This is a genomic window from Paenibacillus sp. MZ03-122A (assembly GCF_024213325.1).
Taxonomy (GTDB): domain Bacteria; phylum Bacillota; class Bacilli; order Paenibacillales; family Paenibacillaceae; genus Paenibacillus; species Paenibacillus polymyxa_B.
In genome coordinates this window covers 88,838-101,615 of the sequence record NZ_JANAVI010000001.1, presented here as the reverse complement: position 1 = coordinate 101,615, position 12,778 = coordinate 88,838, and the positions used below count along the sequence as shown (strand labels likewise).

General features: G+C 46.1%; 12 protein-coding genes. 6 read left to right on the top strand and 6 right to left on the bottom strand.

What is annotated here, in order from left to right:
* Positions 1–152: 152 nt before the first annotated feature.
* Positions 153–1,571, top strand: coding sequence for an NAD-dependent malic enzyme (locus NLX74_RS00490; RefSeq protein ID WP_134903719.1), 1,419 nt, complete (start codon positions 153–155; stop codon positions 1,569–1,571).
* 85 nt (positions 1,572–1,656) lie between these two features.
* On the opposite strand, the gene NLX74_RS00485 is transcribed toward NLX74_RS00490, so the two are convergent.
* The gene (locus NLX74_RS00485) at positions 1,657–2,337 is read right to left on the bottom strand and encodes a protein kinase family protein (RefSeq protein WP_069291431.1); all 681 of its coding nucleotides are present in this window, start codon (positions 2,335–2,337) and stop codon (positions 1,657–1,659) included.
* A gap of 137 nt (positions 2,338–2,474) precedes the next feature.
* The gene (locus NLX74_RS00480; protein WP_235307831.1) at positions 2,475–3,206 is read right to left on the bottom strand and encodes an HAD family hydrolase; all 732 of its coding nucleotides are present in this window, start codon (positions 3,204–3,206) and stop codon (positions 2,475–2,477) included.
* 359 nt (positions 3,207–3,565) lie between these two features.
* On the opposite strand from NLX74_RS00480, the gene NLX74_RS00475 reads away from it, so the two are divergent.
* From NLX74_RS00475 to NLX74_RS00465, 3 genes are all read left to right on the top strand, one after another.
* Positions 3,566–4,420 carry a hypothetical protein gene (locus NLX74_RS00475; protein WP_250262103.1) on the top strand — a complete coding sequence of 285 codons (855 nt, stop codon included), beginning with the start codon at positions 3,566–3,568 and terminating at the stop codon, positions 4,418–4,420.
* Positions 4,421–4,532: 112 nt separating this feature from the next.
* Positions 4,533–5,288 (top strand): threonine/serine exporter family protein, encoded by a 756-nt coding sequence (locus tag NLX74_RS00470; protein WP_061829072.1) that lies wholly within the window; start codon positions 4,533–4,535, stop codon positions 5,286–5,288.
* Positions 5,289–5,308: 20 nt separating this feature from the next.
* On the top strand, positions 5,309–5,743 hold the full coding sequence (locus tag NLX74_RS00465; RefSeq protein ID WP_061829071.1) for a threonine/serine exporter family protein: 435 nt from the start codon (positions 5,309–5,311) through the stop codon (positions 5,741–5,743).
* Between the two features lie 121 nt (positions 5,744–5,864).
* Here NLX74_RS00465 and NLX74_RS00460 read toward each other — a convergent pair whose 3' ends face one another.
* Positions 5,865–6,377, bottom strand: a complete 513-nt coding sequence (locus NLX74_RS00460) for a GNAT family N-acetyltransferase (RefSeq protein ID WP_061829070.1) — start codon at positions 6,375–6,377, stop codon at positions 5,865–5,867.
* A 203-nt stretch (positions 6,378–6,580) separates the two neighbouring features.
* Between NLX74_RS00460 and NLX74_RS00455 the strand changes: the two genes are divergently transcribed.
* Together NLX74_RS00455 and NLX74_RS00450 are read left to right on the top strand one after the other, a co-directional pair.
* Positions 6,581–7,309 (top strand): MBL fold metallo-hydrolase, encoded by a 729-nt coding sequence (locus tag NLX74_RS00455; protein ID WP_254327657.1) that lies wholly within the window; start codon positions 6,581–6,583, stop codon positions 7,307–7,309.
* 72 nt (positions 7,310–7,381) lie between these two features.
* Complete coding sequence (locus NLX74_RS00450) at positions 7,382–8,470, top strand: M24 family metallopeptidase (RefSeq protein ID WP_254327656.1); 1,089 nt, start codon at positions 7,382–7,384, stop codon at positions 8,468–8,470.
* A gap of 67 nt (positions 8,471–8,537) precedes the next feature.
* Here NLX74_RS00450 and NLX74_RS00445 read toward each other — a convergent pair whose 3' ends face one another.
* The 3 genes from NLX74_RS00445 to NLX74_RS00435 form a co-directional block, all read right to left on the bottom strand.
* The gene (locus NLX74_RS00445; RefSeq protein ID WP_069291426.1) at positions 8,538–9,236 is read right to left on the bottom strand and encodes a queuosine precursor transporter; all 699 of its coding nucleotides are present in this window, start codon (positions 9,234–9,236) and stop codon (positions 8,538–8,540) included.
* A 248-nt stretch (positions 9,237–9,484) separates the two neighbouring features.
* Positions 9,485–10,882 (bottom strand): L-cystine transporter, encoded by a 1,398-nt coding sequence (locus NLX74_RS00440; protein WP_061829066.1) that lies wholly within the window; start codon positions 10,880–10,882, stop codon positions 9,485–9,487.
* A gap of 219 nt (positions 10,883–11,101) precedes the next feature.
* The gene (locus tag NLX74_RS00435; protein ID WP_254327655.1) at positions 11,102–12,337 is read right to left on the bottom strand and encodes a PTS sugar transporter subunit IIC; all 1,236 of its coding nucleotides are present in this window, start codon (positions 12,335–12,337) and stop codon (positions 11,102–11,104) included.
* Positions 12,338–12,778 lie beyond the last annotated feature (441 nt).

Genomic DNA, 12,778 nt, shown 5'->3' with positions numbered 1-12,778 from the left:
TGATCTGTACAAGCGAGAGATTGTTCACTATGATAGGGGAAGAAACCACTAATTTAAAATAACAGCATGGATTTTACATCCGCTTCTTATTGTAAGCGCAATCAATTGATCCTACGTATGATTTTGTTATGGAAAACAAAGGAGGAATTTGTATGCAAGGCGGTATTGGCGGTAAAAACATCATTTTACGATTGGAAATTTCCACCGGGCACATCCAATTTGGTCAATTGATTACGCTGGTAAACGAACATGGCGGAGATGTGATTGCCATTGACGTCATTAGCACCTCTGAGAAGGTCACCGTGAGGGATATTACGGTGACCATTGCCGATCCAGCAGAAATCGACCGTATGATTGCCCGAATTAAAAAAGCACAAGGTGTTAAAGTATTATCCATCTCTGATCGTACCTTCCTATTACACCTCGGGGGCAAAATTGAAATGCAGCCCAAAGTCCCAATTCAAAACCGCGATGACTTATCCCGGGTATATACCCCCGATGTGGCACGCGTATGCATGGCGATTCACGAGGAACCCGACAAAGCTTTCCGTTTGACGATCAAGCGCAACACGGTCGCTGTCGTCTCTGACGGAAGCGCTGTCCTCGGGCTAGGTAACATCGGTCCCTATGCAGCCATGCCGGTTATGGAAGGCAAAGCTATGCTGTTCAAGCAGCTCGGCTCCGTCGATGCCTTTCCAATCTGTCTGGATACGCAGGACACCGAAGAGATCATTAAGGCCATTAAGCAAATGGCCCCAGCTTTTGGCGGTATTAATCTGGAGGATATTTCATCGCCACGATGCTTTGAGATTGAACAGCGGTTACGTAAAGAGCTGGACATACCTGTTTTTCATGACGATCAGCACGGCACAGCTGTCGTTTTATACGCAGGGCTGATCAATGCGCTCAAAGTTGTCGGCAAAGCCCTGTCTGACGTCAAAATTGTCGTCTGTGGTATCGGGGCTGCGGGTGTGGCTTGCACCAAAATTTTGCTATCTGCAGGGGCTGTCAACATCATTGGCGTAGACCGCCATGGGGCTCTTACAGCTGATGAAACATACGAGCATCCGATGTGGAACTGGTATGCGCAGCATACCAACCCTGAACGGCTGTCTGGCACGCTGTCCGAGGTTCTGAAGGACGCTGACGTGTTTATCGGTCTGTCGGCAGGTGGAATACTGCAACGAGAAGACGTGAAACGTATGAAAGAAGCCCCGGTGCTGTTCACTATGGCTAACCCGGTTCCTGAAATTGCGCCAGAGGACGTCGAGGACATTGCAGGTGTCATCGCCACCGGACGTTCGGACTATCCCAACCAAATTAACAATGTACTTTGTTTCCCTGGCATCTTTCGAGCAGCGCTCGACTGCCGTGCCCGTGAAATCAACGAAGAGATGAAGCTGGCGGCCGCAGAGGCCATCGCAGGCACGATCCGTCCTGAAGAACTAAACAAGTTGTATATTATCCCAGGTGTATTTAACGAGAGTGCGGTTCAACGGGTACGTGAAAAGGTAATTCAAGCCGCGATTGCGAGCGGTACAGCCAGAAGAGTGCCTCGGGATTTCAGATAAAAGAAAAGGATTGCTCCCCTAAATGCGGGTGCAATCCTTTTTGCTATCGAGAGATCAAGCTTCATATCCGTTATCTTTACAGCGGTTATGACCTCCATTTAGAGAACAATTGACTGGCACGCTGAGCAAACTCCTCCAGATTAAAGTTGGAGTTATCCAGCTTGTAGTACCATTTTTTAATCGTATCCAAAATCCATGAGGGCACCTTAACCTCCGAGATACCGGAATAAAACGTATGATACGCCCACACCAAATGCTCCCAGCGCTTGTCATCGCCTTCCTTCACGTATTCCGATACGTCCAATACCTTGGCACGCCCATCTTGCATAAGTACATTCTTGAGGTGAATATCACGGGGATTCAGCCCCTTGGACCGGACAAATTCCCTCGCCTTTTCCACATCCAGAATGACCTGCTCTGGCACAGGAATTCCTTGCAGCAAACAATCCAGCAGCGTAATACCGGATTCATAACTTATGACAATATACTTGTCGCCTTTTCCGTAATAATGAGGAAAAAAGTCAGACCCTCGCAAACGCTCATATACGTCGGCCTCCGCATCTTTTTTCTCGATCGCCATGTCTGAGTACACCTTGAACGCGTAGCCTGGCAACGTATCGAGCGTAAATACGGCCGCATCTGTCCCGATGCCAATACAGCGGACGTCTTGAGTGGCTGTTTTAATGGTAACCGGATCATTATCCTCCGTACTGTATACGGTCACTTGACTTATGATGTCTTCTGCCTGCCTCCATTGTTCTACCATGCGCGATCCCCTCCTTCTCTGTTCTAAACCTTTACCAATGAAGTTAGTTCTATAACAGATAAATAGTATTACGGGTTATCTTTTGGAATGGCTTCAAAATAGGTTGATTCTTTTAAAAAATACGGTATGTACCGTGTCTAACGGGCGTCCGGCAGCAGCAACCTTCTTAACTCTGCATAGCTTGCTGCTGTTTTATAGTTCCCCAGCACATCAGTTTCCGGGGGAGCATTCCTGTGATTGAACCAGATCACCTGCCAATTTGCAGCTATAGCTCCCGCCACGTCATTACGCCAGGAATCCCCAATGTAGCAGCAATGCTCTGCTAACGTTCCTGTCCGCTCATTCACTACTTCGAAGATGCGCGGATCAGGCTTGGCATAGCCAACAGTCCCAGATACAAAGATATGCTCTGCCGCAACATGATTTTCCAACGCCATCGCCTTGATCTTGCTCATCTGGTGTTCTTCAAGACCGTTTGTAATTAATCCAACTAAAAAGCCAGCCGAGCTCAAATCATTTATTAACGAGGTAGCCCCCTCAAAAGGCTCAATTCGGTACTGACGATCCAAGTATTCTTGCTGAACATGTACTGCCTGCTCACGGGTGATTTCTACCCCGAATTCTTGTAAAGCCAGAATGAAACGGCCTTCCCTCATCTCATCCAGTTCATCCGGCCCTGCCTTCCCCTCCAATAGTCCTCCTTTAGCCGACAGTACATCGCTGTAATAGCGAATACGATGGTAGGCTTTCTCATAAGGAAAACGCTCACTTAATCCTAATACTGTACGCAATGCATCGCGTGTAGGGTGCAAATGATCGTACATCGTATCATCTACATCAAAAAAAACAGCCTTCTTTTGCAAGTTCATATGCCCACTTCTTTCTGTTAAATCTTCGGATGACGCTCCTTTTCACCTTGTCCTGATATTATACCCGTTGGCCTGTTACGTTGCACCCTGTCCTTCACACTGCGCATCCTGCAATCACACTTCACCGTTGCTAACATACACTGAAAAGACCGCATTTTCGCAAACCCACTTTACTTCTCTACCGAGCTAACATAGGTATCTTGTCCTGCTTTGCTCGAAAGCGTTTTATTTGACAACACACGGGTAAAAGGTCACATTTTTGAAAATATTCGTCATACAGGTTTACATTTCGTGTAAAATCACGTACCTTTTAGGGATGAACGCTTTAATGGATGTATTGGATAAGGGAGGCATACACGATGGATTCCGGTTCTAACCTAGCCTATGGATCAGCTACACCTTTGATTGAGGCACTTATAGAATTTGAAAAGGAGCTCGAAGCGAACCGGCATTCTCTGAGTTTTGATTTGGGATTGATTATGGAGCAGGGCCGCGCGCCACGATATATGGCTACACCACCAGATGTTATTCCTTTTGCCCACGCAGGAGTGGACGGAATACATTATGGCTTTTTAACGGATTTTGGTCTTGAAAAGGACCTTTCACAGGCCCCTATCGTATGCGTATCTCCCGTCGATTGGACGGGTGTATGGGTGGTTGCCCGTCATTTGCAGGATTTTTTAAGCGTTGTTTATACAGAGAACAGTTCATTAAAACGATACTACGCCAGCGGAGACGACTATTCTGGACATGCAGGTCAGCGACTGCCTCAGCTTGTAGATGAACGCACCGCGTTTGTACGCGAATGCTTTCGGGAACGATTTGGTATCGAACCGATTCAGGATATGGCTGCCTATATCGACAGCTTGCGAGCAGAACGGAAGCACAATGAAGCAGCTCCTACGCTGAACGGCTTGGGCATTCAGGTATCTTCTTCCGCGAAACATAGCTCTTCTATGGAAAGTACCCTCTTGACCGTAACGGAGCCTTTCCTTTGGGAACAACAAGGCGAAGCTGTACGTGAATTGTTCTATAACGGTTCGCGTGAAGCCAGACTGGCCTTTATTCGGGATGCCCAGACACGGCATCTGTTCACCCATTCTGCCCTTCGTGCTTTTGTAGCTGGACAGCTTAAGTTGATGGGCCTATCTGAGGCCGCAACATATCTGGAAGAGTCCTACTATACCGTTATTCCCGATATGATAGAATCTTGACGAAAACTTCGATCCCCCCTAACATAACCGCCTCTGAAAAGGCGGCTTTTTGTGCTACAATAAATGAAAATAATAGGGTCGAACGGCCCGGTACGAATGAAAGAGAGCGAGTATGAATAATCATTCCTATCCTACTCCTGAAATCATTGAAGTTTGTCTGTTGGCGGGCAAACTGATGATGCAAAATGGAGCCGAAACCTATCGTGTTGAAGACACGATGTCCCGCATTGCTTCAGCCTATGGCATATCCCAGTCCCATAGCTATGTAACACCAACTGGGATTTTTTTTGCCATTAATGATTCGGAGCCTGCCAAGCTCATCCGCATCGTAGAGCGGACCACCGATTTGCACAAGGTGACAGAGGTCAATTCCATTTCACGTAAAATCAGCACAGGTGATTTGTCTCCCCGCGCTGCCGTCAAGGAGCTTGCGGAGATTGAGCGTGGCCCCCTCCGCTATTCCAACCGTGTACAGCTGATGGCTGCTGCGTTGGCCAGCGGTTGCTTTATGATTATGTTTGGTGGTGTCTGGCGAGACTTCCCCGCAGCTGTGTTATGCGGCGGTATCGGATTTGCAGCCGTACAGTATTTTCACAGGCTCGTTAAGGTCAAGTTTTTCTCAGAGTTTTCTGCATCTTTTCTAATCGGCTTGCTGGCGGCTCTGTTAACGATAGTAGGCTGGGGACAGATGATGGATAAAATTATAATTGGCTCCGTCATGCCACTGGTTCCAGGCTTGTTAATTACAAATGCCATTCGTGATTTAATGTCAGGGCACCTTGTTTCGGGTCTTTCCAAGGGAGCCGATGCTTGCCTGACGTCTTTCGGCATTGGAGCTGGCGTTGCGGTTATCATTTCTTATATGTGATTCGGAGGAGATTCAAGTCTATGCTTGCACAATTATTCACAAGCTTTATTGCCACCGCTGGTTTCGGCATACTTTTCCACGCCCCCCGGCGCTCGCTACTGCAATGTGGTTTTGTCGGTATGCTAGGCTGGCTGGTCTATTATTCAACCACGGACAGCATGGGACCTGTGAGCGCCAGCCTTTTAGCAACGATCCTTATCGGCATCGTCAGTCAAGGCTTTGCGCGGCTGTACAAAATGCCTGTGATTATTTTCAGCGTAGCAGGCATGATTCCGCTCGTTCCAGGGGGAATGGCCTATAATGCCATGCGCCAGTTCGTACAACAACATTATCCTCAGGCACTGGAGCTGGCCCTGAGCACGCTGATGATCGCAGGAGCTATTGCTGTCGGTTTGGTGCTGTCTGAGGTGCTTAATCAAATTTTTCACAACATACGTTTTAGACCTCAGCGTTAAAAGCGATGAAAAAAGCAAAATAAAAGAGGCTGCTCCCAAAATCATCCGCAGTGTATGAGACGATTTTGGAAACAGCCTTTTTCTGTACACATTACAAAAAATATTTAACTGTCATAAGCTATTATTCATCCACTCGCTTGCCCAATATCGCCAAATCTCGCTCTATGCTGTCCAGCACAGCTACACGCGGATAGTATCCCCATTGCTCAAAACCAAACTTCCGCAGCAGCCCAATACTTGGCTCATTATGACCAAAAACAAATCCCAACAACGTTGTAATCCCCAGTCTCGGACATTCATTTAGCAAGTGCTGTACCAGTCGACTTCCTGTTCCGGTTCCACGAGAATCCTCATGGACGTAAATGCTAATTTCTGCTGTACCGTTATAAGCTGGACGCCCATAAAAGGACTGAAGGCTGGCCCAACCGGCAATTGTCCCCTTTTGCTTTAAAACCCACAAAGGGCGGTGGTTCTCCTGATGAGCCTCAAACCATGGAATGCGGCTCTCCACTGTCACCGGTTCCAGATCTGCGGTGACCATTCGTCCTGCAATCGTAGAATTATAAATATCCACAATATCGGGAAGATCCTCTCTACACGCAAATTCAATGGAAAAAGATTGGTCCTGATTCATTATTCGTATCCGCCTCCTATGGTGTGATTTATTTATTGTACAAGACAAGCGCCCGATCAGCCATATCGAGTTGTTTTGCGGATTAGTCCCAAAGGGTTTTATAATAGAGCTTGAAGATAAGGAAAAATAAAAACGGGGAAAGCGATTTAACACGATGAGACGGGAGGTATGTTTCGGAGTCAAGGATTCTGAAGCAGCTTAATATGAATATTGGAACTCAACTCTTGATTTTGGAAATACCTATGGAATCTTTTTTTGGAAAAACGACTATTTATCCTGTACTACTCAAGGACGAGGATGGACTTACACTGATTGACACGGGAATGCTCGGCCAATTTGAGCCATTACGCAAGGCTATCTCAGATGTGGGTGAAGATATCAGCCGCGTGAAAAGAATTATTTTAACACATCAGGATATTGACCATATCGGAAATGTTCATGCACTGCTGGATCTGCTGCCGAATACTGCCCTGTTAGCCCATAAGGATGACGTTCCTTATATGACAGGGGAGCGACCGTTTGTGAAGCTGACGTCGGAACGGATTAAACAAATGGATACTGTGCTCAAGCAGCAAGCAGAGGATATGATTCGCCGCCTGCCAGATTTGCGCTTTGCTCATATTCTTGAGGACGGTGAGCATCTGCCTTATGGTGGGGGCATACAGATTATTCATACACCCGGTCACACGCCCGGGCATATCAGCTTGTATATGCCCGCACAAAAGCTACTATTGGCAGCAGATGAACTGCTGGTAGTCGAAGGTGAACTGGTCGGTCCCGCTGAGTCGGCTACGCCGGATATGCCATTGGCTCTGAAGAGCCTCGAAAAGCTGACGGTATTGGATGTTGAAAAGGTAATCTGCTACCATGGCGGCTACTATGATCAGAACGTACAAGCACGTCTGCAAACATTAAGTCAGGCAAGAGAATAAGACATTCAAAACTATAAATTAAGATGTAATAAGAGCTATAATGAATACATGGACAGAAAGGAATGAGACTCTATGAATGATAAAATTACAAGATTATATGATGAACTGAAATCACAATCTTGGGATGGCCTGCTTGTGACCGATCCCAAACATATTTACTACTTGACGGGCTTTGCCAGTGATCCGCATGAGCGTTTTCTTGGCCTCGTGCTGCTTCGAGACCAAGAACCAGAACTGATCGTACCCGCCCTGGATGCAGAAGCCGCCCAAGCTGCTTCTTCTGTGACTCGTATATCCACCCACACCGATACGGACAATCCATATGATCTGTTGCGTCAACGTACAGGCACCGGAGTGAAAACATTCGCGCTGGAAAAGGAGCACGTCTCCGTCCTCCGTTATGAACAGTTACATACTGCTATTGGCGCGGTTCAATATGTGGATCTGGGTCCTGTGCTTCAAGAAATGCGTGTGAGAAAAACTCCTGAGGAAGTACAACGTCTGAAACATGCAGCTCGTTTGGTGGAAGATGCTCTTCGCCACGGCCTCACCCATGTGCGCGAAGGAGTGACGGAAGTCGAGCTGGTGGCCGAAATCGAATATCAGATGAAAAAAATCGGCGCAGATGGCCCGTCCTTTGACACGACAGTGCTATCTGGACCCAAAACAGCCTTGCCTCATGGTGTTCCGGGCACCCGCAAGCTACAGCCTGGTGATCTGCTCATGTTTGATATGGGCGTATATTCCGATGGCTATGCTTCGGATATTACGCGTACTTTTGCTTTTGGAAAGCTGACGGCTGAGCTGGAAACGATTTATAATACGGTTCTTCGCTCGAACGAAGCGGGAATTGCCGCCATTCGCCCGGGAGTTTCCTGCGCATCCGTAGATCAGGCAGCACGGGCTGTTGTTGAAGCCGCTGGATACGGCCCTGCCTTTAACCATCGAGTTGGACACGGCCTTGGTATGAGTGTTCACGAATATCCATCTGTACACGGAGGCAATAGCGATCTGCTTCATGAAGGCTTCGTGTTCACAATCGAACCCGGCATCTATGTGCCAGGCCTCGGCGGTGTGCGGATTGAAGATGACGTTTTGGTCACCTCTAATGGTGTTGAAGTGCTTACCTCTTTTCCAAAAGAACTGACAGTGCTCGGATAAACCCATCGCTATTCATTATATTGGTATGTAAAAAAGGATGAAAAAAAGGAGGGGCAACCCCAAGCCATCATGGCTTGAGGGTTTGCCCCTCCTCTTCTATAAAGCGGAAATTGCGTGCGATGTACAAAATGGGTGTACCCGCCGCGGTCAGTACAAATTTTAAGATGTAGGTGGTGAATAATATCTCGAGCCATATCCCCCACGCATAACCGTAAAAGGCAATAGTACAGAAAATGAGCGTATCTATAAACGAGCTGATCATCGTGCTGCCATTGCCGCGAATCCAGAGCTGATGACGTTCCGGGAAGAACTTGCGAATCCAGGCGTACAGACGCACGTCCAGCAATTGACTGACCGCATAAGCTGTCAAGCTGGCAAGCGCAAGTCTTGGCAACAATCCGAACAGCTGTTGCATCGGTGTCTGGGCAAAATCCGTTGCAGTAGGCTGGAACTGCAGCACCATCTGCATCGTTATCGTCGTCATAATCAGAGTGAAAAAGCCGAACCACACAGCTTTACGCGCTTCTTTAGGCCCATATTTTTCATTCAGTAAGTCGCTGGCCATATACATAGAAACATACATCGTATTTCCCAATGTCGTGGTAATGCCGACCAGATCAATCGTTTTGGTTACCTGAATGTTGGCCAGTACAGTAGCAACACCAATCCAGGCGTACAGCCCTTTTTTACCGAACAACCGAAAACATAACAAAAAGAACATAAAATTGACGAGGACAAAAGCTGCCCCCCATAACAGATTAAACATGAAATCCTCCTAGTTTTGATAGCGCGGGATGGTTGCGAACCGCGGTTCATCCGAAGCAAGCCGGAAAAACATTATTTTAATGTATCATAGATTAGGATTTGTGAACAGCCATAATTTACACTGCCCTAAACTCAATACAAAGAGCCGACCTTATGGCCGGCTCTTTGTACAGCGTACATACAGTACGTGTGTTATATAGGCTACAGATGTGATATGAGACTGATCGTACACCCTTCATTTATCATTACTTAAGAGTGTGCCGTTGCATCCAAATCCATACCATGATTATTGAATACGTCTTGATCGTTCTCCTTGAGCACCTTGCCTGAAATGAGACCTGCAGTAATAGAATCATTGACATTTAACGCTGTGCGTCCCATATCAATCAACGGTTCGACTGAGATGAGCAATCCTGCCAATGCCACTGGAAGATTCATGGTGGAAAGCACGATCAGGGAAGCGAAAGTGGCACCACCGCCTACACCCGCCACGCCGAACGAGCTGACCGTAACGACCAGAATCAGCGTGAGGATAAAATCCCAGCTCGTTGGATCAATACCCACGGTTGGAGCAATCATAACCGCCAGCATTGCCGGATAAATACCAGCACAGCCGTTTTGCCCAATAGTCGCTCCCAAGGTCGCAGACAGATTCGCGATGCCGTCGGACACACCAAGCTTTTTCGTTTGTGTTTCAACATTTAACGGAATGGTCGCCGCACTGGAACGAGAAGTAAAAGCAAAAACCAGTGTAGGCAATACCTTTTTCACATACGTCACCGGATTGTAGCCGAACAAGGCCAGCAAAATAAGATGAATGATAAACATGACCAACAGAGCCACATAAGAAGCGAGCACAAACTTGATTAGCTTCAAAATTTCATCTGGATTGGTCGTAGCTACTACTTTAGTGATCAGTGCTAAAATGCCGTAAGGAGTCAATCTCAGCACCAGCGTTACAATCCGCATCACTACAGCGTACACTGCATCAATCACCTTACGGAAGGTTTGCGCCTGTTCCGGTTTTTTACGATCCAATCCGAGCACAGCCACCCCGATAAAGGCCGAGAAAATAACCACCGCCAGCGTCGACGTACGACGTGCTCCCGTCATATCCTCAAAAGGATTTGAAGGAATAAATTCCAGCACCTGCTGTGGAATGGTCATGTCCTGAACTGTTCCAAGGCGCTCTTCCATCTTCAAGCCCTGTGCTTGTTCCTTTTCCCCACCTTGAATCTCAATTGCCTTTAGGTCAAACGACAGGCTGGTTACAATACTAACTGAAGCAGCAATTGCCGTTGTAATCAGTAGTACTGCAATAATGGACACGCTGATTTTGCCAAGGTTCTGTCTTCCCTTCAAATTCATAATAGCCGAAATAATCGACACCATGATAAGCGGAATAACGACCATTTGCAGCAAACGGACATAACCGTTACCTGCGAGGTTGAACCAATCAACCGATTTTGTAATGACCTCTGATCCTGCGCCATAAGCATATTGTAGAATAGCCCCGTAGATCAGTCCGAAGCCAAGTCCGGCAAATACCCTTTTTGTAAAGGAGATGTGCTTTTTCTGCATCCAGACCAATACGCCTAGCAGCAAAAGCAGCACGATTACATTTAAAATAATAAAGAAGGTATCCATGTATTATTTCCTCCAAACTTATACTTAATATGTTTTATAAGGTGATCCTTCAATCCGAAGAATACTATATCACAAAACCAACTATTTTTGTAGGTTTTCTAACAATAAAATAGTTAAGCAGCTTCAAATTTGGATTTTATCGAAAACGCCAAACAGCAAGCCTTCATCTTTCGAGGGCTTGCTGTTTTTTTGTCCTGAACAGAACGACATGTATTCAACTTAGCTGCCGGGGCTCTTTTCCACAACCGAGTTCGGAGAAGCATTCATGCCAGATGTAGATACTCCTTGCGAATGCTCGTCTTTTTCATCCACAAAGCCCACAAAATACGTAATTACGCCAGCCGTAACAAACGAAATCAGCATACCCACAATACCGTACACAAGCGTGGGTTCAGAAAATAAAGGCAAACTGAGCAGCCCAGCAGAGACACCAATACTAGTAAGCTCCGTTTCAAACAGACACATACAAGCCCCACCAACGGCTCCACCGATCATAACTGCTATTAACGGTTTTTTGAAACGGATATTGACACAATACATGGCCGGTTCAATGATTCCCAGCATGGCCAACAAACCTGTGGACGCAGCCAGCGTTTTGACTTTGGCATTTTTGGATTTAACACATACGCCAAATGTTGCGCCAGCCTGAGCGAAAGCCGCTGCAATGACCACGGGAAAAAGGTGATCATAACCCAATGTTGTAAGCGAGCTGATCATAATCGGTAGCATTATATATTGCATACCTGCAATAATAAGCAAAGACATCGTGCCTCCGAGCAACAACCCTGTAAATACTTCTGCATTGTCAAACAACCAGCCTAGTCCATCGGATACATGTTGGCCGAGATAACTCCACAGTGGCCCGAAAGCGAACACCATTAAAGGTATAGTGATCATCAGTGTCAAAGTCGGGACAACCATTAATTTAAGTGAATAAGGGATATACCTGTTTAACCATTTTTCGACATACGATGCTATCCAGACGACAACAAGTATGAGTACTATAGATGAAGCAGCTTGTGGGTCTATAACTGGCAGACCGGCAAAACGTACCTCCTCACCAGACTGGAGTAAACTTGTTAATTGGGGATGGAATACGGATGCTGCGATGGCTGCCGCAACAAACACATTGCTGCGCAGCCTTCTTGCCGCACTTGCCGCAACGAAAATAGGTAAAAAATAAAATATCCCATCGCTGATAGCCGTTAAAATAGTATATACCTGCGGATCAAACAACAATAAACCGAAGGATATTAAAACTAATATAATTACCTTAACCATTCCCGCACCAATCATTGCCGGCAAGATCGGAGTAAATACGCCTGATACATAATCTAATAGTCGACTTATCGGATTTCTCCCTGTGGCAGCTCTATAACTGCCGGAAGTCAGCTCCTGTGTATCTTCTCCTCTGACCTGCGAAATCACTTCTTTGGAAAGTAAATCCCGATTCATAACAACCGTTTCCCCTTTTATATGTATATTGAAGACCACTTTCGAACTTACAAACCAAGCTTAGAAGAATATTGTAAAAAAGCCGTATTCCTTATGCTACTTATATTACTTCTTTTTTACAATAGTTTTAAAGAAGGAGTAATCTATTCGTTTTTATGCACCTGATAATTTACATCTAACTTACATCTAAACACCTAAGACCATAGTTATATATTTTTTGTTTGTTTTTGGGCAAATATGACTATTCAACCGTCTGTTAATTATGTAAAATAGGTCTAACCTACTTTTTAGTAAATCATGGATTACTTCCCTTTCATATTCTTGTCCCTTGAATTCAGCTGAAATATACATAGAATCCGAACATTTTCAGTCTTTTCTTCAAGCAAGGAAAGGAACACAAGTAGATCATGGCGTGTCAAGTATCTATTGGACAAGCGGCCT